19 protein-coding genes and 1 pseudogene are annotated in these 25503 nt (G+C 70.0%); 2 read left to right on the forward strand and 18 right to left on the reverse strand.

What is annotated here, in order from left to right; all coding sequences use genetic code 11:
• Positions 1 to 121 precede the first annotated feature (121 nt).
• From R2S09_RS28260 to R2S09_RS28305, 10 genes and pseudogenes are all read right to left on the reverse strand, one after another.
• Positions 122 to 1180, reverse strand: coding sequence for a hypothetical protein (locus tag R2S09_RS28260; RefSeq protein ID WP_316744069.1), 1059 nt, complete (start codon positions 1178 to 1180; stop codon positions 122 to 124).
• Between the two features lie 121 nt (positions 1181 to 1301).
• Positions 1302 to 2105 carry a TRADD-N-associated membrane domain-containing protein gene (locus tag R2S09_RS28265; protein WP_316744070.1) on the reverse strand — a complete coding sequence of 268 codons (804 nt, stop codon included), beginning with the start codon at positions 2103 to 2105 and terminating at the stop codon, positions 1302 to 1304.
• Between the two features lie 319 nt (positions 2106 to 2424).
• On the reverse strand, positions 2425 to 5391 hold the full coding sequence (locus tag R2S09_RS28270) for an ATP-dependent DNA helicase (protein WP_316744071.1): 2967 nt from the start codon (positions 5389 to 5391) through the stop codon (positions 2425 to 2427).
• A 313-nt stretch (positions 5392 to 5704) separates the two neighbouring features.
• Positions 5705 to 6181 (reverse strand): annotated as a pseudogene (locus R2S09_RS28275) (SUKH-4 family immunity protein); the annotation flags it as partial.
• Positions 6182 to 6360: 179 nt separating this feature from the next.
• Positions 6361 to 8667 (reverse strand): xanthine dehydrogenase family protein molybdopterin-binding subunit, encoded by a 2307-nt coding sequence (locus R2S09_RS28280; protein ID WP_306189402.1) that lies wholly within the window; start codon positions 8665 to 8667, stop codon positions 6361 to 6363.
• Positions 8664 to 10544: a 2Fe-2S iron-sulfur cluster-binding protein gene (locus R2S09_RS28285; protein ID WP_316744074.1), complete on the reverse strand. Its 1881-nt coding sequence runs from the start codon at positions 10542 to 10544 to the stop codon at positions 8664 to 8666. The genes R2S09_RS28280 and R2S09_RS28285 overlap by 4 nt, the downstream gene beginning before the upstream one ends.
• The gene (locus R2S09_RS28290) at positions 10541 to 11434 is read right to left on the reverse strand and encodes an FAD binding domain-containing protein (RefSeq protein ID WP_316744076.1); all 894 of its coding nucleotides are present in this window, start codon (positions 11432 to 11434) and stop codon (positions 10541 to 10543) included. Before R2S09_RS28290 ends, R2S09_RS28285 begins: the two co-directional genes overlap by 4 nt.
• A 574-nt stretch (positions 11435 to 12008) precedes the next feature.
• On the reverse strand, positions 12009 to 13748 hold the full coding sequence (locus R2S09_RS28295; protein ID WP_316744078.1) for a beta-N-acetylhexosaminidase: 1740 nt from the start codon (positions 13746 to 13748) through the stop codon (positions 12009 to 12011).
• 73 nt (positions 13749 to 13821) lie between these two features.
• Positions 13822 to 14112 carry a DUF3039 domain-containing protein gene (locus R2S09_RS28300; RefSeq protein ID WP_306189398.1) on the reverse strand — a complete coding sequence of 97 codons (291 nt, stop codon included), beginning with the start codon at positions 14110 to 14112 and terminating at the stop codon, positions 13822 to 13824.
• A gap of 28 nt (positions 14113 to 14140) precedes the next feature.
• Positions 14141 to 14713, reverse strand: coding sequence for a YqgE/AlgH family protein (locus R2S09_RS28305; RefSeq protein WP_306189397.1), 573 nt, complete (start codon positions 14711 to 14713; stop codon positions 14141 to 14143).
• Positions 14714 to 14999: 286 nt separating this feature from the next.
• On the opposite strand from R2S09_RS28305, the gene murA reads away from it, so the two are divergent.
• Positions 15000 to 16340: a UDP-N-acetylglucosamine 1-carboxyvinyltransferase gene (gene murA, locus R2S09_RS28310; protein ID WP_306189396.1), complete on the forward strand. Its 1341-nt coding sequence runs from the start codon at positions 15000 to 15002 to the stop codon at positions 16338 to 16340.
• Between the two features lie 127 nt (positions 16341 to 16467).
• On the opposite strand, the gene R2S09_RS28315 is transcribed toward murA, so the two are convergent.
• From R2S09_RS28315 to R2S09_RS28335, 5 genes are all read right to left on the reverse strand, one after another.
• Positions 16468 to 16749 carry an HU family DNA-binding protein gene (locus R2S09_RS28315; protein WP_003990598.1) on the reverse strand — a complete coding sequence of 94 codons (282 nt, stop codon included), beginning with the start codon at positions 16747 to 16749 and terminating at the stop codon, positions 16468 to 16470.
• 428 nt (positions 16750 to 17177) lie between these two features.
• Positions 17178 to 18620: an NAD-dependent malic enzyme gene (locus R2S09_RS28320; RefSeq protein WP_306189394.1), complete on the reverse strand. Its 1443-nt coding sequence runs from the start codon at positions 18618 to 18620 to the stop codon at positions 17178 to 17180.
• A 383-nt stretch (positions 18621 to 19003) separates the two neighbouring features.
• The gene (locus R2S09_RS28325) at positions 19004 to 21445 is read right to left on the reverse strand and encodes a UvrD-helicase domain-containing protein (protein WP_316744102.1); all 2442 of its coding nucleotides are present in this window, start codon (positions 21443 to 21445) and stop codon (positions 19004 to 19006) included.
• A gap of 99 nt (positions 21446 to 21544) precedes the next feature.
• Positions 21545 to 22363 (reverse strand): zf-HC2 domain-containing protein, encoded by an 819-nt coding sequence (locus tag R2S09_RS28330; RefSeq protein WP_316744104.1) that lies wholly within the window; start codon positions 22361 to 22363, stop codon positions 21545 to 21547.
• Positions 22363 to 22947, reverse strand: a complete 585-nt coding sequence (locus tag R2S09_RS28335; RefSeq protein ID WP_030167252.1) for a sigma-70 family RNA polymerase sigma factor — start codon at positions 22945 to 22947, stop codon at positions 22363 to 22365. Before R2S09_RS28335 ends, R2S09_RS28330 begins: the two co-directional genes overlap by 1 nt.
• A gap of 294 nt (positions 22948 to 23241) precedes the next feature.
• On the opposite strand from R2S09_RS28335, the gene R2S09_RS28340 reads away from it, so the two are divergent.
• Complete coding sequence (locus tag R2S09_RS28340; protein ID WP_316744108.1) at positions 23242 to 23514, forward strand: hypothetical protein; 273 nt, start codon at positions 23242 to 23244, stop codon at positions 23512 to 23514.
• Positions 23515 to 23632: 118 nt separating this feature from the next.
• Here the strand turns inward: R2S09_RS28340 and R2S09_RS28345 are convergent, their stop codons facing one another.
• Genes R2S09_RS28345 through R2S09_RS28355 form a run of 3 tightly spaced genes read right to left on the reverse strand, consistent with a single transcriptional unit; the run spans position 23633 to position 25329 of the window.
• Positions 23633 to 24226, reverse strand: a complete 594-nt coding sequence (locus R2S09_RS28345) for an ABATE domain-containing protein (RefSeq protein WP_316744109.1) — start codon at positions 24224 to 24226, stop codon at positions 23633 to 23635.
• A 30-nt stretch (positions 24227 to 24256) separates the two neighbouring features.
• Positions 24257 to 24466, reverse strand: coding sequence for a DUF397 domain-containing protein (locus tag R2S09_RS28350; protein ID WP_316744110.1), 210 nt, complete (start codon positions 24464 to 24466; stop codon positions 24257 to 24259).
• 2 nt (positions 24467 to 24468) lie between these two features.
• On the reverse strand, positions 24469 to 25329 hold the full coding sequence (locus R2S09_RS28355; RefSeq protein ID WP_316744111.1) for a helix-turn-helix transcriptional regulator: 861 nt from the start codon (positions 25327 to 25329) through the stop codon (positions 24469 to 24471).
• Between the last annotated feature and the right edge of the window lie 174 nt (positions 25330 to 25503).

The following is a 25503-nucleotide window of genomic DNA, read 5'->3' on the forward strand; positions in this document are numbered from 1 at the left end:
TTAGCCACGGCATCCGTACGGCATTGAACGCGCACCAACTCGTCTGGATCATGCTCTGACCAGCCCGGACAAACCTGCAAACCGGCGGTTCCACCACCGTCGGCCAGCAGGATAAGTGCGATTACTCGCCAGAAGGGTCAGGACCTTGCCACCGGCGTTGCTCGCCCCTGTGCCAAACTCCAGGAGTAGGGTTACTGGCCTCGTGGATTGCGCGCCTCCTCTGCAGCACTTCGTCAACCTTCGCCGCCTGCAAAGCGGACTCGATCACGAAGAGACGGCCGAAATGGTAATCATCGACGGTGAGGGCCTTGTGCCCCTCCTCGATGATGAAATCCGTACGCTCACCGATGTAACGCAGGATTGCCGGTGTCACGGTTTCGAACTGCACATAGCGGGTGTAATCGATCCCGAGGGCCATCACTTGCATGGCCCGGCGCATGTCCTTTGTGGCCTTAGTTAGTGTGGCGACCTGCTTCGACATGTCCTTAACCAACCCTGCGAAACGCGAAAGGTTGGCCTTCCTGACATCTCGGTCTCCGGATATCTTGGAGCCCTCGTCTCGATAATCGCGAAACTTCCCTCCGAACCGGAAGGGCGGACGGTAGGACAACTGCCGGGACTCGGTGTAGTGCTCGATGAGTTCGGTGAACGCGATCGCGAGCCCCGCCATTGCCTGTAGTAGGTCGCCGCTGTCCACGCAAGTTTGCGCATACTGCAGGAACCTCACGGTCTGTTGGCGGTTCACCAGGTCGAGCATGTCGATGCGGCTGAAGTCACCTCCGAAGACCAGCGGTGTCGCGTCGGTGAAGAAGGTAAGCACGTCCGCACGAACCTGTTCGATGTCCGTCGGAGACGGCACAGCGCCGTGGTGCTTGAGGCTGACCCGGAGCTTGTTCATCCGCTCCATAGCCTTCTTGCTCGGCAGCTGTGTGTTCGGAGGCAAGTTGGGAGCGAGCTTGTCCCAGTACTGGGCGAACTGAATCTGAGTGGGAAGGCTGACTTGAAGGTGTTCGCCCGCCAAGACAAGAAACAGTTCAACAGCATCATGGAAGGACAGTACAGACGTCGCCGCGAGAGGTTGCGGCTGCCTGGACTGCGCCACACCCTGTTCGTGAAGAAACCGGATGAAGGCGAGCCGTTGAACAGTCTGAGGCGTGAGCGGACTTGTCGGGGTGACCATGGAGACTCCGGAGCGTACGAGAGACAGACGACAGGGGTACGGCGGCGCCAAGCTACGCCGATCCGAAACCAAGAAAACTCAGGTCTTGGTTCACGCGGAGAGCCCGTTATGCGGAGCTGCGTCACGAATGTGCACCATCGGTGTCTGTATACGTTTCGGAAATCACCATCGTGCCGTCAGAGAGGGACGGCATACTCGAATCAGCTAGCTTCATTATCAATCCGGCTTGAAGACGAGCCTTAGTCTCCTTGTCGTCCATATGAGACAGCAACAATAGAGCCTGATCGGTTGCCCTTTCTCGGCGCATGTCCTCGCGAAGCGACCCAGTCTGATCTGCCATATGCCTCAAGGCGATGTCTGCACGCCTATGGAACAACTGGCCGATCAGGGTTGTCACGACGCCCACAGAGCTGGTCACTATACCCAGATACAGATCTCCGGTCGTTTCTGTGCGCCAAACTGCTAGGGCAATTCCGAGTAGCAGAATTGATGTTCCCAGGCCAGCGAAACGCTGACTGGCCACAAAGCTACTTTTTGCTTGAGCGAGCCCGTACGCGTAATACTCTCCAAGCAACTCGGCGAAGCGTTCATCTTCAATATGCCGCCGCGCCGCTGACTGTGGATCAACCTGCTCGGTAAAGATGTGCACTTTAGAACGCTCAGTAGGGGCCTCAGTTATGACTGCGTGCTCTCCAGTGACTACTGAACCCTCGCCCGCTGCAACGACAGAATTTTCCCCGGCGGCCTCGACCCACCCGCGGGCGTGAGATCTCTCAAGCGTCGCGTTGATTCGCTTTCGCTCTTCAGCAAGCCCGTCCTCAAACTCTACGCGCTGCCGCCGTACGAATCCGTAGACAGCGAAGGCGAGACTGGCTCCAGAGATCACCATCCCCGTCGCCGTGGACACAAGCCCTGCGAAGTCCATGCCAGCCTCCCCCGTCTGGTTGACGAAGCCGATGCTACTCGCCGTCCAACCATGGGGCGTAGCAGCACAAGAGGCTGAGCGGCAGACGGAGTCGGCCGTCTCAGTTCCCGTCTCATCCAACCCCGTGCGCGGCAGTCCGATGCAGTTCACCGCGCGCCGATGGGCTCATCGCTCGTACGCCAAGGACGCTGACGAACCTGCTTGATCATGCACTGGCCCTGCACAGACAAACCTGCAAAGCGTAGACACGCTGGGACGGCAAGGTTGGCGGCTCCTCGTCTTCAGAAACGGGGAACCACCAACCTAGAGTCTCGGTGGACTACTCGTTCGGGCCAGTGCGAGAGAAGGCGCTCACCTTGAGGAAGCGCTTCCCGCCGTTGCCATCCGGCAGGTGCAGGGCCGGCGGCTCGCCCTCCGTGGCGAAGGGCTCCAGCTTCTTGGCGCAGATCTGCGCGAAGTCGCACTCGGCACACTTGGTACGTGAGCCGCGCTGCGGAAAGTCACCTTCGGTGATACGACTCACCGCCCATTCCACGTTGGCGACCGCGGCGTCTACCGCGTCGGCGTCAACGGGAACCTGAACACGCTGGCCGTCCTTGAGCAGGTGCACAGCGCCCGTCCGTGCATTCATGCCGTGAACCACATCGGCGCCCCGGCCGTAGAGTTGCACCTGGAGAGACAGATCCTCCCAGTTCAGGTCAGGGTTGTTGGTCGGTTCCGGCCCCCCTGCCATGGTCTTGAAGTCGATGACCTTGGCCTCATGGATCTTGTCCGAGCTGTCCATACTCAGAAGCAGGTCGATGGCCCCCGAGATGACAGCTCCCTCCACGGGAATCTCGAAGGGAAGCTCGACCTGCCGCTTGAGCTCGAAGTCGGTGCCGTACTTGTCCGCGTAGTCGGAGACGATGTCCGACGACTTCTGCTTGGCTCGTTCGTAAGCGCCTGGACGATTGATCGGGTCGGAGCTGGGGGCCACGTGCTTCAGGTGGAACATGTTCTCGGCGATCGCCCGGGCTTCGTCGGGTGTGGGGGCCTTGTCCCTGTACGCCTGGTGGAGCTTCCCCACGGCCGCGTGCACAGCGCGGCCGAAGCCGAAGAGCTCCGGGATGGCCGGTGAGAAGCCGTTGACGACGCTCAGCTTGTAAGCCTGGGGGCACCGCATGAAGGTATGGATCTGAGAGTACGTCGTCGGAAGGACCGACTCGTCACCGCGCCGGCGCTGCGCTGCCGCCAGCGGCGCGACACGCGGCGGAGCGGTCGGGTCCAAGAGATCTCGCCTGATCTCCGAATGGTCCAGCCGAGCAGCGTAGTGAGATTCCTTTGTCAGCCGCTTGCCTCCGGGAAGGAGTGCGGATCCTGTGACGTAGAGATATCGCTCGGCTCGGGTGATCGCCGTATAGAAGAGGCGTGCCTGATCGTGGTCGCCTGTCTGGTAGGAGCCGTTGTCGATGGCCTGCTGAATCAACACCTCCGGCATCCAACCGTCATACCCTCGACGTCGTCCGGGGAAGCGGCCGTGCTCTACATCCACGACGAAAACGACGGGGAACTCCAGGCCTTTGGCCTTGTGGACCGTAGAAACGGTGACGGCATCGGGCCGGGCCATCATCTGGTTGTCGGTGTCATAGCCGTCGCCAGCTACGTTCTGCAGGAAGTTCAGAAGCTCACCGAATCGCGACTTGCCGTCGATGGAGAGGTAGACGGTCTCGACGTCCTGCAGGATGCGGCTGAAGGTGCCCAGGTCCGCCATCACACCGTCGTCGAACCCGCTGTGAGCGACAGCGAGGGCTTCGAGGAGGTCGTGCAAGAGCTGCTGAGGGAAGAGCCGCTGGCGCGAGAGTCCCGGTCCGGCAGGGGCGTGGATACGAGGGCCCCAGTCGGCGAAGACACGGATGACGCGGCCGAGATCGGCTTGCGGGAAGGCGGGCTTCAGTTCCTTTTGGAAAATCTGCTCCACCTGAGTGCGGTCGGGTGTCGCCTCGCGCAAAAGCTCGAAGGCGCTCCGAACCGCTGCGGGCTGCGCGCGGTCGAAGAGCTGTCCGCCGGCGTTCAGGTCGTACGGAATGGCGCGGGCTTCAAGTGCCCGAATGTAAGCCGTATGGCGCTTGGTGCCGTCCGACTCTGGCTGTCCCGTTGAACGCATGAGGATGGCAAAGTCGGCAGGAGTCAGTCCCCGGACAGTGCCGTCCGACTCCGTGTAGGCAGTACCGAGCAGCTCATCGATGCGCTCGGCAACGAACGCCGCTTCCATGGCGCGCACGGGGAAGTTCAGTACCGCGAACTCGCGCGGATCACGGTTTGCAGCCGCCTGCAGTTGCTTCGGCAGCCTTGCGGGACCCAGCGTCTCGGCTGCGAACTTGCCAGCGGCCTCGACGATCGCCGAGGTGGAGCGGAAGTTCGTCAGCAGCTTGTGGACTGCAGCCTTGGGGTATCGACGGTTGAACTCCAGGATGTTCGTGACGTCGGCGCCGCGCCACCCGTAGATCGCCTGGTCGTCGTCACCGACGACGAACAGCGTCTCGGAGTTCCGGTGCATCAGGCCGATGAGCCGCTCCTGTACGACGTTGACGTCCTGGTACTCGTCCACGAGGACGTGGCGGAGCGGCGCGAGGGCCTGGATGGCACCGGGCTCCTCAGCTTCGAGGGCCTCGACCACGAGGCGCTGCATGAGGGAGAAGTCGATGAAGTTGTCCTGCTCCATGTGGAGACGGAGCCGCTCCAGGGCGTCTCCCAGAGCGGGGTCTTCGGCAGCGACCTGCGCGGGGTCGAGCAGCTCGTCATTCATCATGTGCCAGGCACGACTCAGCTCCTTGAGCGTCTCGAAGTACCCCCGTCGCTTCCCCTTCGCCGTGAGGTGCGCATCTCGCAGAGGATTGATGTTGAGCTTGGGATATCGGGAGATCAGGTAGACGAGGAACTGCATCTCGTCCAGGACATCGAACTGACGGTAGCGAGCGTCCATCTCACCGAGAACGCGATGGCACCAGGCGTGGATCGTCCCGATGTACATGCCGCCGACCATGAGCGGGTCCACCCCGCACACCTTCAGGGCTTGGGCCACGCGCGTCTTGATCTGCTCTCCGGCCTTCTCGGTGAAGGTGAACGCGACGATCGACTCCGGGCCTGCTCCGTTGGCGACCTTATGGGCAACCCGTCCGGCCAGGGTCCGCGACTTGCCGGACCCGGCACCCGCGAGCGCGAGAACCTCATCCTCCGGCGCGACGGCGGCTGAGAACTGCTCCGGCGTGAGCCACCCTTGGAGCGCCTGCTCAACATCCATGTCCATGCTCTCTTCTTTGAGGGCTAACTGACGCCACGAAGGATGCCAGGGGGGTCTGACAATCGGCCGAGATCACCAAATCACCGCAGATGATGGGCCGTTCCGGAGTATCTTGGCCTCCGGCTGCCGCCGTGCCGTTCTCACTTCTGCGCCCGATTGGAAGGCGCCGAGGCGGCCGTCTTCTGGTCGCTGGCGCCGTCTCAGTTTCCGTCTCATTCGTCCCCGTACACGGCCGTCCAGAGCCGTACACGCCGCATCAGAGGACGCTGCATCCGTTCGAGGTTGAACGTCGGTGAACGCGTCCGCATCATGCCCTGACGAGCGCGGACAGACCTGCAAAGCGAGGTACGCGGGTTCGATTCCCGCCACGGCCTCCCAGCGTGCGGTGCAGCAGCCAGAGGCTGAAGGCGAGGGTGGAGACGTCCTCGTCGAACGGGTGGAGCGTGGCCTCGGACGCGCTCCAGTTCCACACCTCGCCCGTGGCTCCGTCGACCACCAGGCTGTTGCCCTCGGCGAAGTGGCCGAGGCGTATCAAGCGGTCGGCGTGGGAGGGAAGTCCGCCGGGCCGGTAATCGCCCGGGTGCTCGTCGGCGTAGTACTCGGCGAGGGTGCGCAGGGGGATGTCGGTGTCCAGCCCGAAGAGGATTCCGTCCTCGGGCAGGCCCCTCTCCCGCAGGAAGCGGCGGGTCGGCTCGTGGGTGAGTGTGGCCGGGAAGTCGACGTCCTCGAAGCGGACGACGCGGCCCCGGCCGAACTCCTCGTCCAGGAGGCGGACGGGCAGGCGCAGCGTCAGGCCCGGGTTCAGGTCCCCGGCCTCCCCGGCCCCCTCGGCCCGGGCGGTCACCGCGGTGCAGGTCGTGCTCATCGTTCCCCCGTGTTCTCCGAAGCCGTCGTACCGACTGCCCGACTGCCGAAAACACTACGACGCGCCACTGACAACGCCCCCGACCTGCGGAAACGGCTGGTTTCAGCCGCTCACTGGCCCGTGACGACCGCCGCCTGCGGGCGGATCGGCAGGCGGTTGACCGGGCGGCCGGTGGCGGCCCGGACCGCGGAGGCGACGGCCGCCGGGGAGGTGACCACCGGGACCGCGCTGACCGCCTTCGCCCCGAAGGGGGCCACGACGTCCCGCTCCTCGACCAGTTTCACGATCTGGATGTCGGGCGCGTCCAGGGCCGTCGGCAGGGCGTACCCCGTCAGGTCGGGGTGGCGGACCAGGCCGCGCGGGGTGCGCAGGTTCTCCGTGAGCGCGATGCCCACGCCCTGGGTGACGCCCGCCTCGATGCGGGAGGCCAGCTGTGCGGGGTTGAGGACCCGGCCGACGTCCTGGGCCACCGCGAGCTCCACCACGCGGACCGAGCCCATCTCGATGTCCACGTCCACCACCGCGCGGATCGCGCAGAAGGCCAGGCCCACGAAGGCGTCGCCCTGGCCGGCCTCGTCCAGCGGCTCCGTGGGGTGCGGGCGGCACTGGGCCGTCGCCCACAGCTCCTTGCCGTCCATGGCCTCGGTGACCGTGGTCGACAGCACGCCGTCGTACGACGTGATCTTGCCGTCGGTGATCTGGAGCAGCTCGGTCGACATGCCGAACTTGTGCGCGAGGGGCTGGAGGAGCTGGGTGCGGACCATCTTCGCCGCGCGCTCCACCGCGCCGCCGGACACCCACGTGTGACGGCCCCGGCAGCCCGCCCCGGCCGGGGGCTGGTCGGTGTCGACGGGGGCCACGTGCACCTCGTCGATGCCCAGCGTCTCCTGGACGATCTGCCGGGCGAGCGTCGTGAAGCCCTGGCCGGTCTCGACGGCCGCGCACAGCACCGTACCGACGCCGTTCTGGACCTTCACCGTGGCCGTGGAGACCTCGTCCGCGCCCTCCGCGCCGAGCATGTGCACCATGCCCAGGCCGTAGCCCACGCCCCGGCGCACCGCGCCCGGCTCGCCCGCACCCTCGGGGCCGCCGGGCAGCAGCCACTCGTCCTCGGGGGTGTCCTTGGGCAGCGGGGGCAGCGGGTGGTCCCGTACGGCCTGGAGCAGTTCGGCGACCGGGGCCGGGCAGGTCACCGTCTGGCCGGTGGGCAGGACGTCGCCGGTGGCCATCACGTTGCGCAGCCGCAGCTCCGCCGGGTCGACGCCGAGCTTCTTGGCCAGCTTGTCCATCTGCGCCTCGTAGGCGGCGCACACCTGCATGGCGCCCTCGCCGCGGACGTGGCCCGAGGGCGGGTTGTTGGTGCGCACGGCCCAGCCCTCGATGAAGGCGTTCGGGACGACATACGGTCCGCAGGCGAAGGAGACGGCGGCGGCCAGGGCGTCGCCGGAGGTGTCGGCGTAGGCGCCCGCGTCCAGCAGGATCTGGGCCTCGACCTTGACCAGTTTGCCCTCGGCGTCGGCGTGGTGGCGGTAGCGCAGGAGGGTGGGGTGGCGGTGGGCGTGCCCGAGGAAGGACTCCTCGCGGGTCGCCGTCAGCTTCACCGGGCAGCCGGTCTTCAGCGCCAGCAGGCCCAGCGGGAGCTGGAAGCCCTGGTCCTCGCGGTCGGCGGTGGCGCCGGGGACGCCGGTGACGACGATCTTCACGCGCTCGGGCTCCAGGCCGTAGCAGGCGGCGAGCGCGTCGCGGTCGGCGTGCGGGTCGGTGGAGCCCAGGTACAGCTCGACGCCGCCGTCCGGGCGGGGCACGGCGAGGCCGGCCTCGGCGCCGATCGGGGCGGGGTCCTGCCGGCCGATGCGGTACAGGCCCTCGACGACGGTCTCACCGGCCGCCTCCGGGTCGCCGTGGCGCAGCGGGATGTGCCGGACCAGGTTGCCGTCGGGGTGCAGCGGCTCGGCCTCGAAGGCCTGCTCGGGGTCGGTCACCGCGTCGAGTACTTCGTACTCGACGATGACGGCGGCGGCGGCCATCCGCGCGGTGTCCGGATGGTCGGCGGCGACGGCGGCGATGGGCTCGCCGTGGTGGCGTACGACGTCGGAGGCGAAGACGGGGCGGTCGACCGTGCCACGGCCGTACAGCGGGCGGCCGGGGACGTCCTCGTGGGTGACGACGGCCCGTACGCCGGGCATCTCGCGCGCGTGGGTGGTGTCGATGGACACGATGCGCGCGTGCGCGTGCGGTGAGCGCAGCACCGCCGCCCACAGCAGGCCCTCGGCCCACAGGTCGGCCGCGTACGGGAAGGTGCCCTCCGTCTTGGCGCGGACGTCGGCGGGCGGCAGCGAGGAGCCGATTCCGTGCGGCAGCGGCTCCGGCGCGGGGGCGGTCTCCGTGGCGGCAGCGGTGGCGGCTTCGTTGCTCACGCCTGGCCTCCGTCGTGGCCGTAGGGGTCATGCGGGTCGTGATGTCCGTGGGGGGCCTGGTGCCCGTGCGGATCGGGGTGCCCGTGCGGGGCCGGTGCACCGAACGCAGAGGGGTGGATGCCGCCGGAACCGGGGCCCGCCTGGTGCGGGATACGCGGCTCGCCGGCGTCCGTCTCACCGCCGTCGGCCGGGGCGTGCTCCGCGGCGGCGTGCGCCTCGCGCTCGGCGACGACCTCCTCGACCGCCCGCAGGACACCCTTGTAGCCCGAGCAGCGGCACAGGTTGCCGCACAGGGCCTGGCGCGTCTCCAGTTCAGTGGGGGCCGGGTTGCCCTCCAGCAGGTTGTGCACGGTCATCGCCATGCCGGGCACGCAGAAGCCGCACTGCACCGCGCCGCAGCGCGCCAGCGCCCGCTGCACGTCCGACGGCTGTCCGTCGACGGCCAGGCCCTCCACCGTACGGACCTCGCTGCCGGCCGCGGTGACCGCGGGCACCAGGCAGGAGGCGACGAGACGGCCGTCCACCTGCACGTTGCAGGCGCCGCACTCGCCCTGCGAGCAGCCGTCCTTGGCGCCCGCGAGACCGAGCCGCTCGCGCAGCACGTACAGCAGCGACTCGCCGATCCAGGCGTCGGTGACGGGCCGGTCCACGCCGTTGACGCGCAGCACGTAGGAGGCGAGCGGGTGCTCGTCCTGCGGCGGCGCGGGCGGCGGGCCCTCCGGGGCGGCGGCCTCCTGGTGCGCGTCGGCCGGGTCGGCCGGGTCGGCGTCCGGGGCCGTGGGGCCGGAGGCCGTGACGGGCTCTTCGGCGGCCCGGCGCGGGTCGGCGGACTCCTCGGCCGGGTCCTGGGCGGCGGGGCGCCCAGCGGCGCCCGTGGCGGCCTCCTCGGGCGCCTGGACGCCCTCGCGTACGCCCTCGGGGGACTCCTCGGCCCCGGTAGCGCCGGAAACCCCGGAAGGTTCGGCGGTGGGCTGCACGGCCTCGGCGTCCCGTGCGGCGCTGTCCCGCCCGGCGACGGGTCGTGCCTGCCGCGGTGCGGCCGCCGGGATCGCGGCGGGGCCACCGGACACCGACTCGGGCCCCGACTCGGGGTGCCGGCGGCCCTCCGGGTGCTCGGCGCGCGCCGCCGGTGCCTCGGGGTGCGGGGCGGTCGTCGCGGGCTCGGCCGGATACGGGTGGGCGTCGGGCTCGCCGTCGTAGGCGCCGCCGTCGTACGCACCGTCGGCGGGGTCCTGCGGCGGGCGCGCCCACGGCTGACCGATCGCCTCCGTCGCCCAGGGGGCGGGTGCGCCGCCCGGGAGGGTGGGCGGAGGGGTGCCGCCCCACTGCTGGACCAGGGACGACGTGGTGAACTCGCCTGACTCGTCCGGGAGGTCGCCGCCGGCGACCGGGATCGACCACTCCCCCGTGACGTCGTGCCCGGGCGCCGGGGACGGGACCTGCGCCTGGGAGTGCGCCTCGGAATGCGCCTGCGCCTGCCCCTGCGCCTGGGAATGGTCGTCCTGGAAGGTCCACTGCTGGGTGGCCTCGGGGTGGTACGCGAACCGGTCGTCCGCGCCCGCGTCCCCGGTGCCGTCCTGCGGCACCGCGTTCGGGTCGGGCCACTGGGCGCCCTCGGCGGGCGCGGCGGGTACGGCCCAGCCGCCGGTGGCCGCCGGGTCGGTGGCCGCGGGCGAGGCGGGGGTGACCGTTATCTGCGGTGGCACATAGCCGTGGCCGGGCGCGGCCAGCGGGCTGTCGGCGGCCAGGAGGGCGTCGATGCCGCCCTCGGGGAGCTTCACGAACGCGGTGGCGCCGTCGTCGTAGTCGCCCTGGGGCAGCGGGTTCCAGCGGCCGCCGCTGCCGGGCGTGCCCTCCGCGTGCTGGTCGTCGGTCACGACAGCGCCCTCCCCAGTGCTCGTCGGGCCAGCGCGGCGACGGTGCGCCGCAGGTGGAGTACGGCGGGTGGAAGCTGCGGCACGGACCCGTCCGGGGCCGGGACCGGGTCGGGGATGCAGGCCGCGGCGACGTACTCGCCGAAGGCGTTGAGCGCCTCGGGCACGATCGCGCGGTCGTTGTCCCAGTCGATGAGGTGGGCCACCCACTGCTCGGCGTCCAGGGGCCTGAGCGGCATCGGCGCTATGGCACCGACCGCGCAGCGCACACCGCGCCGGGCCGGGTCCAGGACCAGCGCCACGGACGCGACGGCGCGGCCGGGGCCGGTGCGGCCGGTCGCCTTCACGAAGACCTGTGGAGCGTGCAGCAGCGGTACGCGCACGTAGCCGATGAGCTCGCCCGCGCGGAGCATCTCCACCCCGGCGAGCAGGTGCGACACCGGGATCTCCCGGCGGGCTCCGCCCTGACCCGCGATGATCAGGGTCGCCTCCAGGGCGGCCAGCACCGGCAGCGCGTCCCCGGTGGGGGCGGCGGAGGCGATATTGCCGCCCAGGGTGCCGGCGTTGCGGATGTGCGGGGGGCCGGCGGCGCGTGCGGCGGCGGCGAGCGCGGGGATCAGGGCGGCGAAGTCGGGGCGCCCCATGCGCGCGTGCGTGAGGCCGGCGCCGAGCAGCGCGTGGCCGTCCTGGTACTGCCAGCCGCGGATCTCGCTGATGCGGCCGAGGCCGACCAGCGCCGCGGGCCTGAGCTGCCCGGAGTTGACGGCGGCCATGAGGTCGGTGCCACCGGCCACGGGCACGGCGGCGGGCATGGCGGTGAGTGCCGCCACGGCCTCGTCCAGTGTCGTGGGCAGCGTGACGGCCTGCGCCACCTGCGGTGCGTGCGTGGTCAAACCGGCTTGCCCCTTCCCGCTGCCCCACTGGTCCCACCCGTGTTGCCGTACGGTACGACCTGACAGGGCGGACGTGGCAACTCTGGCACATCTTCGCAGGGGGCGAGGACACGGGTCCGCCAGGAGGCATTCGCCCACCTCATCGGGGACATCGTCCGTTTTGAAACGGCATCACCGCTGCGGGCGAATTCCCACCCTTCGCTGACTCTTGCGGATTTTTTCCGCTGTCAGTTCGAGAAGCGCGCGGCGCGGCGGGGGCCGGGAAGCGGAATGCCGGAGACCCGGAATCCGGGGAGGGCCGCCGACCCGACCCGCCGAGGCCGCCCGACCCGCCGGGGGGCCACCCAACCCGACGGGGACCGCCCCAACACCGGCCGGAAACTCGCCCACCGGCCGAAGGCCCCCCGGCCGGGACCAACCCACCGGCAGAGACACCGCCCACCGACCAGGACCCGCCCCACCCGCCGAAGCCGCCCCACCGGCAGGGGACCGCCCACAAGTCAGGGCTCGCCCACAAGTCAGGGCGCGCCAACAGTCAGGACGCGCCCATCAGCCGCGGGCCCGTCTCCACCCGTCACCTGGCCGGTGGCGGGCCGTCGATCGGGCGGCCCAGGACGCCGGGGCGGCGTTGCCAGGGGTGAGGGCCGGTGGGAGGCCGGTAGGCGACGCCCAGGGCGTCCAGGCGTCGGTAGTGGGTGGTCATCCGGCGTTCGAAGTCGGCGAAGTCCCGTCGCGAGGGCGCGGGCAGAGCGCTCCAGGCGACCTCGGCGAAGGCGGCCAGTCTGGGGAAGGTCTGGTAGTCCACGCGCGCGGAGTCCTCCATCACCTCGGTCCAGACGTTGGCCTGGGTGCCCAGCACATGGCGGGCGTGCTCCGCGTCGAGTCCCGGCGGCACCGGCTCGAACCGGTAGACGTCCTCCAGGGTCCGTACGTAACCGATGGGCACCGGCTCGTCGGCGCCCGCGTCCTGCCGGTGGTCCAAGTACACCTGCTGCTCGGGGCACATGACGACGTCGTGGCCGGCCCGCGCGGCGGCGATCCCGCCCGCGTATCCGCGCCAGGACGACACGGCGGCACCGTCCGCCAGCCCGCCCTCCAGGATCTCGTCCCAGCCGATGAGCCGACGCCCGCGCGCGGCAAGCCACTTGTCGAAGTGGCCGACGAACCACGCCTGCAACTCCTCCTCGTCGGCCAGCCCGAGTTCCCGGATGCGGGCCTGCGCCGCAGGTGAGGCACGCCACTGGTCCTTGGGACACTCGTCGCCGCCTATGTGGAAGAACTCCGAAAATCCCGTGGCGCCCGTGGCGTTCGCCGGGAACAGGTCGAGCAGTTCCTCGAAGACGCCCTCGTAGAAGCGCAGGGTGTTGTCAGTGGGGGCGAGTACGTTCGGGTTGATCCCCCAGTTGTCCCAGACGGTGAGGGCGGTGGTGTCGATGACGTCGGTGTTGCCGAGTTCCGGATACGCGGCGATGGCGGCCTGCGAGTGCCCGGGTACGTCTATCTCCGGTACGACGCTGATATGCCGCTCGGCGGCGTAGGCGACGATCTCGCGGATGTCGTCCTGGGTGTAGTGGCCGCCGTGCGGTTTGTCCTCCCACAGCGGGGAGGCCCGGTGACCGACCTTGGTGCGGGAGCGCCAGGAGCCGGTTTCGGTCAGTTTCGGGTACCGCTTGATCTCCACCCGCCAGCCCTGGTCGTCCGTCAAGTGGAGGTGGAGCACGTTGAGTTTGTGCGCGGCCATCAGGTCCAGGTAGCGCAGGACGCCGTCCTTCGGCATGAAGTGCCGGGCCACGTCCAGCATCAGCCCGCGCCAGCGGAAGCGGGGCGCGTCCTCGATGACCTGGGCCGGGATGGCGTGGGCGGCGCCCGGTCGCACGAGGGCGCGGCGGAAGGCGTCCGGGCCGAGCAGCTGGCGCAGCGTCTGCGCGCCCCAGAAGACCCCGGCCGGGGCGCCGCCCCGGATCTCCACGCTCCGGTCGGTCACACAGAGCCGGTAGGCCTCGGGCTCCAGGGTGTCGTCCAGGAGCAGCCGCACCGAGTTCGCCGCCTGCTCCGGACCGACGGCCGACGGGGTGGCCGACGGGGTGGCCGGCACAGCGGCCGGCGCGGCGGCCGGCGGCCCGCCCGGCCTGACGGCCGGCAGCGGCAGACCGAGGGCCGCGCCGAGCGTGGCGCGCAGCCAGCGCTCGGCGGTGCCCGTGCCGGGGGCGGCCCGCAGAGTCGTGTCCTGGTCGAACAGGAACGCGCCCCGCACCGGGCCGGCGGCGGCGCGCGCCGCCGGTATCACATCGTTCTTGATCTCGTCCTGCGCCACGGACGGAGCCTAGGGACTACCGCGGGCACCCACAAGAGGTCTGGACCAGTGAGGTCTGAACCACTCCCGGCGACTACTTGCCGCCGCCCTTGCCGCCCTTGTCGTCGCCGCCGCCGCTGCTCATGGACTCGTAGATCTCCTTGCACAGGGGGCACACCGGGTACTTCTTCGGGTCGCGGCCGGGCACCCAGACCTTGCCGCACAGCGCCACGACGGGCGTCCCGTCCAGGGCGCTCGCCATGATCTTGTCCTTCTGGACGTAGTGGGCGAAGCGCTCGTGGTCGCCGTCACCATGGGACACCTGCGGCGTCGGCTCTACGAGGGTTCCCGTACCAGTCCCGCGCTCGGGCTCGAGAGTGCTCATACGGCAAGGGTACTGAAGCGTCCGGAGTTCAGTTGAGCGATGGGTCGTCCGGATATGTGGCGACCATCGCCAGTTCGTTGCGCTGCCGGCGCAGCACCTCGCGCCAGAGCCGCTCAGGGGACGGGGAGGACACGTCGCCGGGCTCCGACTCGACGACGTACCACGCCCCTTCCACCAGCTCGTCCTCCAGCTGGCCGGGGCCCCAGCCGGCGTACCCGGCGAAGATCCGCAGCGATCCGAGGGCGGAGGCCAGCAGCTCCGGCGGGGCCTCCAGGTCGACGAGTCCGATCGCGCCGTGCACCCGGCGCCAGCCCAGGGGGGCGCCCTCGCCGGAGGCGCCGCCAGGGATGACGGCGACGCCGAGCGCGGAGTCCAGCGACACGGGGCCGCCCTGGAAGACGACACCGGGCTCCCCGGCGAGGTCGGCCCAGCCCTCAAGGATGTCGGCCACGTCGACGGGCGTGGGACGGTTGAGGACGACACCGAGGGAGCCCTCCTCGTCGTGGTCGAGAAGGAGCACCACCGCACGGTCGAAGTTCGGGTCCGCCAGGGCGGGCGTTGCCACGAGCAGCCGCCCTGTGAGCGAGGACACCTCGGTCATGCCAGACATGATCCCGCATCTTGCCCGGGTGTGGGGAGCCAATCCGGCTACGGGAGTGAGGGCTGCTCACGGGGCACGGGAGCGCCGAGGGCGCACGGCCCGAGCGGTGACCCCATGTGCCCGGTCTGGAACGGTTCGTGTTGTGACACAGCCATGACGTGGCTGGGTGGTACTCGGGCTTACTTCAGGGGGGTGCACGGCGATTACTCTGTCTTCCCCGGCCCTGACCGAAGTGATCGGCCGCGCCCGGCCACCCCCCTGCCCACCTCATCGGAACGCGAGATACATGAGCGTCAACGACGATGTCCTGCTTGTCCATGGCGGTACCCCGCTGGAGGGCGAGATCCGTGTCCGCGGTGCGAAGAACCTCGTGCCCAAGGCCATGGTCGCCGCTCTGCTGGGCAGTGAGCCAAGTCGGCTGCGCAACGTTCCGGACATCCGTGACGTGCGGGTCGTACGCGGTCTGCTGCAACTGCACGGGGTGACGGTCCGTCCGGGTGAGGAGCCGGGCGAGCTGGTGCTCGACCCGACCCGGGTGGAGAGCGCGAACGTGGCTGACATCGATGCCCACGCGGGCTCCAGCCGCATCCCGATCCTGTTCTGCGGCCCGCTGCTGCACCGGCTGGGCCACGCGTTCATCCCCGGCCTCGGCGGCTGCGACATCGGCGGCCGGCCCATCGACTTCCACTTCGACGTGCTGCGCCACTTCGGCGCGGTGATCGAGAAGCGGGCCGACGGGCAGTACCTGGAGGCGCCCAAGGGGCTGCGCGGCACGAAGATCCGGCTGCCGTACCCGTCCGTCGGCGCGACCGAGCAGGTGCTGCTGACGGCCGTACTCGCCGAGGGCGTCACGGAGTTGTCCAACGCGGCCGTCGAGCCGGAGATCGAGGACCTGATCTGCGTCCTGCAGAAGATGGGCGCGATCATCGCGATGGACACCGACCGCACCATCCGCATCACCGGTGTGGACAAGCTCGGCGGCTACACCCACCGCGCGCTGCCGGACCGTCTGGAGGCCGCCTCCTGGGCGTCGGCGGCGCTGGCGACCGAGGGCAACATCTACGTCCGCGGGGCCCAGCAGCGCTCCATGATGACCTTCCTGAACACCTACCGGAAGGTGGGCGGGGCCTTCGAGATCGACGACGAGGGCATCCGCTTCTGGCACCCCGGCGGGCAGTTGAAGTCCATCGCGCTGGAGACGGACGTGCACCCCGGCTTCCAGACCGACTGGCAGCAGCCGCTGGTGGTCGCCCTCACCCAGGCGACCGGCCTGTCGATCATCCACGAGACGGTGTACGAGTCCCGTCTGGGCTTCACCTCCGCGCTGAACCAGATGGGCGCGCACATCCAGCTGTACCGCGAGTGCCTGGGCGGCTCCGACTGCCGCTTCGGCCAGCGCAACTTCCTGCACTCGGCCGTCGTCTCCGGCCCGACCCGGCTCCAGGGCGCTGACCTGGTCATCCCGGACCTGCGCGGCGGCTTCTCCTACCTGATCGCCGCCTTGGCCGCCCAGGGCACCTCCCGGGTCCACGGCATCGACCTGATCAACCGCGGCTACGAGAACTTCATGGAGAAGCTCATGGAACTGGGCGCGAAGGTGGAGCTGCCCGGCCAGGCGCTCGGGTAGCGGTCACCCGCGGCTGCAGGCGCGTACGACGATGGGGCGGCCCCCGGTGAAGGGGGGCCGCCCCATTGACGTCGGTGCCGGACCTAGCGGGCCGCGTACGCCGTCCCGAGGCGTACCAACGGCAAGGTCACTTGCCCTTGGCGGCTTCCTTGAGCTTGCTGCCCGCGGAGACCTTGACGCTGTAGCCGGCCGGGATCTGGATCGGCTCGCCGGTCTGCGGGTTGCGGGCGGTGCGAGCGGCACGGTGGGTGCGCTCGAAGGTGAGGAAGCCAGGGATGGTGACCTTCTCGTCCCCCTTGGAGACGATGTCGCCGACGACGTCGGCGAACGCGGCCAGCACGGCGTCGGCGTCCTTGCGGGTCACCTCGGCGCGGTCGGCCAGCGCGGCCACCAGCTCACTGCGGTTCATGTTGTTACTCCCGTGTTCTTCTTGCCGTTGAGGCGTACCACGCGGCGAAGCCGCATGTTGGGCCAGCGAAGCCGATGCTGCCAGGGTCCTCGGTGGGTCCCCGGACCCGGGTCCCTCGTCAGACCCTCGCGCCCAGGGAGGCATCCTGCCCCCACCTGCGGCGGGAAAGCCAATCCGGCACCCGTAGGAGTCGTGAGAACACCCTTGGGAGTCACACGAAAAGAGGGCCTGCGCCTGGCGGCCACGATAAGGCGCGCCACTGACAACGCGTTCGGCGACGCGCCGGTTTCAGGCCCACCGTGGCCATCGTCACGTCCGGGAGCCGCCGCCCCCGGACGCCTGTTTTCAGTCAGTATGACCCGTTTGTCAAGTGATGCTCGGAGCAGATGCCCAGAGGAGGTACTCGGCGGAGACGCTCGGAGCGGGTGTCAGACGACGCTGGTCGGGCTGGGGCTCACCGGTGCGGCCCCGGCCGCCTTGGCGGCCTCGCGTACCGCTCCGGCGACGGCGCCGGCGACCTTGTCGTTGAAGACGGACGGGATGATGTAGTTCGGGTTCAGCTCGTCCTCGGTGACCACGTCGGCCAGGGCCTGCGCGGCGGCCAGCATCATCTCGGTGTTGACGGTGCGGGACTGGGCGTCCAGCAGGCCGCGGAAGACGCCCGGGAAGACCAGCACGTTGTTGATCTGGTTGGGGAAGTCGGAGCGGCCGGTGGCCACAACTGCGGCCGTCTGCCGGGCGATTGCCGGGTCCACCTCGGGGTCGGGATTCGCGAGCGCGAACACGATCGCACCGTCAGCCATGGCGGACACGTCCTCGCCGTCGAGCACGTTCGGGGCCGAGACGCCGATGAAGACGTCGGCGCCGCGCACGGCCTCCTTCAGGGTGCCGGTGAGGTTCTCGGGGTTGGTGTTGTCGGCGATCCAGCGCAGCGCCGACTCGGGGGCGGCGTCGACCAGATCGTGACGGCCGGTGTGCACCACGCCGTGGATGTCGGCGACGACGGCGTTCTTCACACCGGCCGCGAGCAGCAGCTTGAGGATGGCCGTACCGGCGGCTCCGGCGCCGGACATCACGACCCGGACGTTCTCGATCGGCTTGTCCACCACGCGCAGCGCGTTGGTGAGGGCGGCGAGCACGACGATCGCGGTGCCATGCTGGTCGTCGTGGAAGACGGGGATGTCCAGGGCCTCGCGCAGCCGGGCCTCGATCTCGAAGCAGCGGGGCGCGGAGATGTCCTCGAGGTTGATGCCGGCGAACCCGGGGGCGATCGCCTTGACGATCTCCACGATCGCGTCGGTGTCCTGGGTGTCCAGGCAGATCGGCCAGGCGTCGATGCCGGCGAACCGCTTGAAGAGGGCCGCCTTGCCCTCCATGACCGGCAGCGCGGCCTTGGGGCCGATGTTGCCGAGGCCCAGCACGGCGGAGCCGTCCGTCACGACCGCAACGGAGTTGCGCTTGATGGTCAGGCGGCGGGCGTCCTCGGGGTTCTCGGCGATCGCCATGCAGACGCGGGCCACACCCGGCGTGTAGACCATGGACAGGTCGTCACGGTTGCGGATGGGGTGCTTGGACGCCATCTCGATCTTGCCGCCGAGGTGCATCAGGAACGTACGGTCGGAGACCTTGCCGAGCGTGACGCCCTCGATGCCGCGCAGCTTCCCGACGATCTCGTCGGCGTGCGCGGTGGAGGTGGCCGCGATGGTGACGTCGATACGGAGCTTCTCGTGGCCGGACGCGGTGACGTCGAGGCCGGTGACCGAGCCTCCGGAGGACTCCACGACGGTGGTGAGCTGCGAGACGGCGGTTCCGCTCGCGGGCACCTCCAGCCGGATGGTCATCGAGTAGGAGACGCTGGGCGCCGTTGCCATGGCCGACTTCCTCTGCTTTCACCGTGTCGCGAGTTGTAGCCGTCCGATCGTCGCACCTACCCCTGAGTACGTGGTAGTCGCCCCGGATTGCGGACGTTTTGTTCACAGCGGAGCGCGCACTTTCGGAAAACAACTTCCACCATACGAGAAACGATCGCACAAAGAAAGAGGCCCACGTCACTCGGTGACGTGGGCCTCTCACACGTTCATGACACCGACCCGCCATGCTCGCCTCGCGGCAAGTGGTCCCTCGAAGGGACGAAGGTTGGGCCCGGGGGCTTGGATCGAGCCGGTGTCACGGTCAAGGCTAACAAACAGATGCCGCGGGGCCATTCCCGTAGCTCCCGCTTCTGGCGGAATCAGTCCCTGAGCAGGTTCGCGGTTCAGTCCCTGAGCAGGTCCGGCACCCCGGCCGCGTCCGGTTCGTCCCGCTCCCCCGAGACCACCGTCAGCTGCTGGGTGGCCCGGGTCAGGGCGACGTAGAGCACCCGCAGGCCGGCCGGCGACTCGTCGGCGATCTCCGCGGGCGAGACGACCAGCGTCGCGTCGTACTCCAGGCCCTTCGCCTCCAGGCTGCCCAGGGCCACCACCCGGTCCCCGAGGCCGGCCAGCCAGCGCCTGGCCTCCTCCCGCCGGTTCATCGCGACGACCACGCCGACCGTGCCGTCCACCCGGTCCAGCAGCCGCTCGGCCTCCTCCCGTACGGTGCTCGCCACCGAGCCCCGTACGACCGCGAAACGCGGCCGCACACCCGTGGAGCGCACCGCCGACGGGGCCCGGGAGCCGGGCATCGCCAGGGCGAGCACCTTCGCGGCCAGCTCGGCGATCTCGGCCGGGTTGCGGTAGTTCACCGTGAGCTCGAAGCGGCGGCGCGGTCGGGTGCCCAGGGCCTCGTCGCGGGCCTCGGCCGCCTCGTCCGGGTCGGACCAGGAGGACTGGGCCGGGTCGCCCACCACCGTCCAGGTGGCGTGCCGGCCGCGGCGGCCGACCATGCGCCACTGCATGGGCGTGAGGTCCTGCGCCTCGTCCACGATGACGTGCGCGTACTCGGTGCGCTCCTGCGCGAGGCGCTCGGCCCGCTCGCGCTGCGACTCCTGGCGCACCGGCATGAGCTCCTCCAGGCCGGTGAGCTGGTCCAGCGGGTCCAGCTCGCGCTTCTTCCTCGGGCGGGCCGGGGTGCCCAGGATCGCCCGGAGCTCGTCGAGCATCGCGATGTCGTGCACCGAATGCCCGTCCCGCTTCAGCGCACGGGCGACCCTGCGGACCTCGCCGGGGTTGAGGACCCGGCGCGCCCAGCGGCCCAGCCGCCGCTCGTCGGCCATGGCGGCGAGCACGGCGCGTGGGGTCAGCTCGGGCCACCAGGCGTCGAGGAAGGCGGTGAAGGAGTCCTCGCTCGTCACGTCCTCGTCGAAGGAGGAGCGCAGCTCGGCGGCCAGCTCGGGATCGGTGTGCCGGGCGCCGGCGCCGGACCGCTCCCACAGGGCGTCCAGCAGCAGCTTGCGGGCGCGCGGGCGCAGCAGGTTGACCGGCGCGGTGCCGCCGAGGGCGGTGCGCCGGATGCGGTCCAGCTCCTCGCCCTCCAGCTCCAGCCGGCGCCCGAAGGCCACCACCCGCAGCCGGGTGGGCGGTCCGGCGGGGGTCTGCGGGGCGGCAGCGCCGTCCGTGTCGTCACCGAGGGCGAGCTGCCCCGCCGGGGCGGCCGCGGCCGCCACCGGACCGGCCGCCGCGCCCGATCCGGGGCCCAGCTCCAGCGCGCCGCGCGCCGCCTTCCGCAGCACCTTCAGCATCCGGTACGAGCCCTTGGCCCGCGCCACGGACGGCGAGTCGTACAGCGTGGCCTCGGCGCCCTCGACCAGCGAGCCGATCGCACGGATGGCGACCTGGCCCTCCTCGCCGAGGGAGGGCAGCACGCCCTCGGTGTACGCCACGAGGAGCGGGGTCGGCGAGACGATCAGGATGCCGCCCGCGTACCGGCGCCGGTCCTGGTAGAGCAGGTAGGCCGCCCGGTGCAGGGCGACCGCCGTCTTGCCCGTGCCCGGGCCGCCCTCGACGTACGTCACCGAGGCGGCGGGCGCGCGGATGACCAGGTCCTGCTCCGCCTGGATGGAGGCGACGATGTCCCGCATGGTGTGGGTGCGGGCGCGGCCGAGCGCGGCCATCAGCGCGCCGTCGCCGATCACGGGCAGCTCGCGGCTGTCCAGGAAGGCCGTCAGCTCGGGCCGCATCAGGTCGTCCTCGACGCCGAGCACGCGCCGCCCCTTGGAGCGGATCACTCGGCGGCGCACGACCCGGCCGGGGTCGACCGGGGTGGAGCGGTAGAAGGGGGCGGCGGCCGGCGCCCGCCAGTCGATGACGAGCGGGGAGTAGTCCTCGTCGAGGACGCCGATCCGGCCGATGTGCAGCGTCTCGGCGATGTCGGCGGTGTTGTCCTCGCGCACCGCGCCCTCGGCGGGCTCCACGGCGGTGTACGCGCCGTCGGGCCCCTTCTTGCCGTCCTTGCCGGGGAGCAGGTCGATACGGCCGAAGAGGAAGTCCTCGAACTCGTTGTTCAGCCGGTTGAGGTGGATGCCCGCGCGGAAGACCTGCGCGTCACGCTCGGCGAGCGCGCCGGGGGTGCCGACCTGGCCGCGCTTGGCCGCGTCGTGCATGAGGAACTCCGCCTCGTGGATCTTCTCCTCGAGCCGGCGGTACACCCGGTCCAGGTGTTCCTGTTCGCCGCGGATCTCCCGCTCGCGCATGGAGTCGTGCGCGGCGTCCCGCGCGGCGTCCCGCGCTGCGCCGTGAACCGATTCGACCGCGGAATCCTGTTGAGCCTGAGCGGCCACCGGGCCCCCTTCTGACGTGCTGGGCAGCCGTCAACCGTACGCGAAGGGGACCCGTCGGCGGAAGCCGGGCGGCGGCCCGGGCACCTCTTGGGCTGTTCGCTAGGCGTCCACCTGGACCAGTCGCTTGCCGTCGAAGGTCATGACCTCGAAGTGATCGATCTGGTTCGGCTGGAAGGCCGCGCCACCGCGGATGTAGAGGGGGTTCTTGGCCTCCTCGGTCTTGGCGTTCGGAACGCCGTAGCCCCAGCCGGGAACGGACCAGGACGTGATGGTCTCCCGCTCGCCGTTCTTGCCGACGGCGATGAGCGAGCAGCGCTCGGGGCCGGTCACGTTCTTCAGCTGCAGGACCGCGTTGGTCCCCCAGTCCTTCTTCTCCAGGGCAACGGTCGCGGTGACGTGCGTGGCCGGATCGGTGGCCGTCACCTTGTCGGACATGGTGTCGAAGGCGGCCTTCACGGGGCTCGCGGCGACCGTGGGCGTGGAGCCGCCGTCCGAACCGCTGACCGCGTACACCGTCAGCGGGCCGCCGATGATCAGTGCCGCGGCCGCCGCGACCAGGTAGAAGCCCTTGCGGCGCTTCCGGGCGCGGTGCTCGGAGACCTCGTCGACCAGTTTCTCCACCAGCCGCGGACTGGGCTTCGCCGACAGGGACTCGCCGATCGCGGGGCTGCCGGCGCCCGGCAGGTCCGCGAGCGCGGCCAGCATCGGCTCCATCCCGGCCAGCTCGTCGAGCTGCTGGGCGCACCACTCGCAGGTGGCGAGGTGTGCCTCAAAAGCGGTTGCCTCGGCGTCGCCGAGGATTCCGAGGGCGTAGGCGCCGACGGTCTCGTGCTCGTTCGGGGCCGGTGATCCCTGCATGGACCCTGACATACCCGAACCACCCGGGCCGAATCCCTGGTTTCCCCCGTAGATGCTCATCACGCCGTCACCCCCCGCTCCTCCAGAGCCAGCTTCATCGAACGCAGGGCGTAGAACACCCGGGAGCGGACGGTGCCGCTGGGGATGCCCAGCGTCTCGGCCGCCTCGTTGACGGTACGCCCTTTGAAGTACGTCTCGACGAGGACCTCCCGGTGGGCCGGCGTCAGGTCGTCGAGCGCGTCCGACAGCGTCATGAGCCACAGCGCCTTGTCGATCTCGTCCTCCGCGGGGATGACCTCCAGCGGCGACGGATCGACCTCCTGCGGCCGGGCCTGCCGGCTGCGGTGGCCGTCGATGACGATGCGCCGGGCGACCGTCACCAGCCAGGGGCGTACCGAACCGGTCGCTCGATTGAGCTGGCCGGCGTTCTTCCAGGCACGGATGAGCGTCTCCTGCACCACGTCCTCGGCACGCTGCCGGTCTCCGGCGACCAGCCTGAGGACGTACGCGAGCAAGGGTCCGGCGTGCTCGCGGTACAGCGCGCGCATCAGCTCCTCGTCAGGTTCCGAGGGCTGTGAGGACATGCGATGTCGGGCCCTCGATCCACGTTCATTGGCCACGGCCGCATCCTTGCGCACGCCCACCTCCGGTGTCCGGGGGTTCCCCCAGTCGGTCGCTCGTGCACGGGTACGGATACGGAACGCCCCGCGTTCAAAGCGAGCCCACGGTTTTCTTCCGGGCGACCTGACGAGGGAGGACATGAGGGCACATTCCCCCCACCCGTCCTTTACGTTTCCGCCACACCGATGAGGCGAGCCGTGCTGCCCGCTCACCCCGGCACCCAAACGATGTGTTGCCCAAATCACACGCGGCTGGGCACGACCACCGAGGCGGGCTGCCCCTCACCGCCTCGGCGCACCCCACCATCTCCCGCGGCGGTGACGGACGCGATTCCAGTCTTCGACGGGGGCATCGTCGGGCACGGCTACGAGCATCGATTCGGCTTCGTCGCCCACACGCCCCACCTGAGCCGCGGTCAGACGCCGGCACTTCCACAGCAGCCCCGCCATCTCGGCCGCGAGCGGACCACCGGGCCGCGACGGCTCGCGGAGTTCGACGCCGGTGACGGCGGCGAGGTCACCGGCCGGGATCACCTGGGCAAGCCGGAACTTCCGGCTTGCCCAGGACCGAGCGTGGCGGTGGCTCCCTAGCAGGCCGGGCCGGCGTCGCGGAAGCCGGACTGCGATGGGTCGGCCCTCGCCCCACGGCGGCGACGCACAGCGCACGCAACCAGCGCGGCCGGCGCGTCTCTGGGGCGCGGAGGGCCTCTCAGGCGCGGGCGAGGGCCGCGCGGCGGCGGTGGCGGGCCACTCGTTCGCGGTTGCCGCAGACCTCGCTGGAGCACCAGCGCCTCCTGCGGCCACGAGAGGTGTCCAGGTACACGATCGGGCAGTTGTCGCCCGCGCACTGGCGCAGGGCCGCCCGGGCCACGGGGTCCGTGAGCAGGTCCAGGGCGTCCCTGGCGACGGCCGCGAGCAGCGCGGCGCACTCGGGCGGGCCGGCCAGCGCGCGCACCAGCGTCCCGTCCGTGTCGCGTACGGCGCGGGGAGCGGGCGGTGCGGGGCGGGCGAGGTCGTTGAGGCGGGCGAGCGCGAGATCGTGGGGACGGGCGTCCCCCGCGAGGTGCGCGCGCACCAACTTCCCCACGTCGTCCCTCAGTCCGTGGAAGCGGGGTGCCCAGGAGGCGTCGGTGTGCGTCAGCGCCGTACCCGGCGGCACCAGTCCCGAGCCGGTGATCCAGGCACACAGCGCGGGCGGGGAGTCCAGGCGTTCGCCGGGATGGGTGGTGGCGAGGAGATCCAGGCAGATCCGCCCGGCGTCGAAGCGCAGCTCGTACGGGACCGTGGCCGTACCCAGTGTCATGTGCCTGCCACCGCCTAGGACAGGGAACCTTCACCTCCCACAGTGCCTGCCCGCTCCCGCGTCCGGAACCCCCCGTACCGGCGAGAGGAAGTCCGCCCATGCGGAGGGGGTGACGGTGAGGTGGGGCGCGGTGGGGGTCTTGGAGTCTCGGATGTGGATGGTGGTGGGCGTGGTGGCTATCTCGACGCAGTTCGAGCCGTCGGGGCTGTAGGTGGACTTCTGCCAGCAGAGGGTCGGCATGGTTACTCCTTCAGGTCCTGGATGCGTTGGTGGATGAAGTCGCGCGTCACGGCGGGGTTGAGCGCGCAAGCCTCCATACGGTTCAGCACCGCCCGGTACTTGTTCAACTGGGCTTCGGCGTCGATGAATTCGCAGGCGCCGTGGTGTGAGTCCAACTGGATGGTGTCGAGCTGCGGGACAGGGCCCTCGACGTAGTCGAAGGGTTGGCCGGTGGTCGGGAAATGGTCCGCACCGAAAGGGATCACGCGCACGGTGACGTGCGGCAATTCACTCATGCCCAGCAGGTGCTTGAGCTGGCCGCGCGCTACGGCGGAGCCGCCGAAGTTCATGCGGAGCGCCGCTTCGTGGATGATCGCCGCGTACGGGGGCGGATCCGACCTGTGCAGAACGCCCTGCCGCTTCATGCGATGCGTGAGACGGTACTCGATCTCGTACTGCCGCATCGGCGGCGCTGCCGACCGGAAGATGGCACGGGCATGGTCGGTGGTCTGCAGCAGCGCCGGGATGTGGATCATCAGTGCCACTCGCAGCGCGGAGGCGTGATGCTCCAGCTCGGCGAGATCGATCAGTGCGACCGGCACGTGCTCGCGGTACTCCTCCCACCAGCCGCGGGTGCGTTTTCCCGTCATCGCGGCAAGGGCGTCGATGAGCGCCCCGTCCGAGCAGTCGTAGAGGTGCGCCATGGAGCGCACCCGATCGGCGCTGATGGGCGTGCGGCCGGTCTCGATCATGCTGACGCGCGCCTGGTTGACGCCCAGCAGCTCGGCGGCGCTGGTGGCGGTGAGCCCCGCTCGTTCCCGGAGCTTGCGCAGCTCTGTGCCCAGCCGTCGCTGCCGAAGCGTCGGGCTGTTGGTGGGCGGCACGGCGTCTCCTTCCTGGCCGCGACGCGGCGCAACGCTCCCTCACACGAGTGAAGAATGGACGGATCCTACGCATTCCGTTAGATGCATCTAACCAGCTGCCCTACGGTAATCGCGTCCCGCTCAACTCCACGAACCTGTAAGCCGGAAGCGCACCTCCCCAGGCAGAGCCACCGC

It is taken from the genome of Streptomyces sp. MK7 (assembly GCF_032658145.1).
GTDB classification, from domain to species: domain Bacteria; phylum Actinomycetota; class Actinomycetes; order Streptomycetales; family Streptomycetaceae; genus Streptomyces; species Streptomyces spiralis.

Coding starts and splice junctions, on each gene's coding strand:
- R2S09_RS28260 (WP_316744069.1), bottom strand. CDS start 1,180: ATGGTCACCCCGACAAGTCCGCTCACGCCTCAGACTGTTCAACGGCTC.
- R2S09_RS28265 (WP_316744070.1), bottom strand. CDS start 2,105: ATGGACTTCGCAGGGCTTGTGTCCACGGCGACGGGGATGGTGATCTCT.
- R2S09_RS28270 (WP_316744071.1), bottom strand. CDS start 5,391: ATGGACATGGATGTTGAGCAGGCGCTCCAAGGGTGGCTCACGCCGGAG.
- R2S09_RS28300 (WP_306189398.1), bottom strand. CDS start 14,112: ATGAGCACTCTCGAGCCCGAGCGCGGGACTGGTACGGGAACCCTCGTA.
- R2S09_RS28305 (WP_306189397.1), bottom strand. CDS start 14,713: ATGACCGAGGTGTCCTCGCTCACAGGGCGGCTGCTCGTGGCAACGCCC.
- murA (WP_306189396.1), top strand. CDS start 15,000: ATGAGCGTCAACGACGATGTCCTGCTTGTCCATGGCGGTACCCCGCTG.
- R2S09_RS28315 (WP_003990598.1), bottom strand. CDS start 16,749: ATGAACCGCAGTGAGCTGGTGGCCGCGCTGGCCGACCGCGCCGAGGTG.
- R2S09_RS28320 (WP_306189394.1), bottom strand. CDS start 18,620: ATGGCAACGGCGCCCAGCGTCTCCTACTCGATGACCATCCGGCTGGAG.
- R2S09_RS28330 (WP_316744104.1), bottom strand. CDS start 22,363: ATGAGCATCTACGGGGGAAACCAGGGATTCGGCCCGGGTGGTTCGGGT.
- R2S09_RS28345 (WP_316744109.1), bottom strand. CDS start 24,226: ATGACACTGGGTACGGCCACGGTCCCGTACGAGCTGCGCTTCGACGCC.
- R2S09_RS28350 (WP_316744110.1), bottom strand. CDS start 24,466: ATGCCGACCCTCTGCTGGCAGAAGTCCACCTACAGCCCCGACGGCTCG.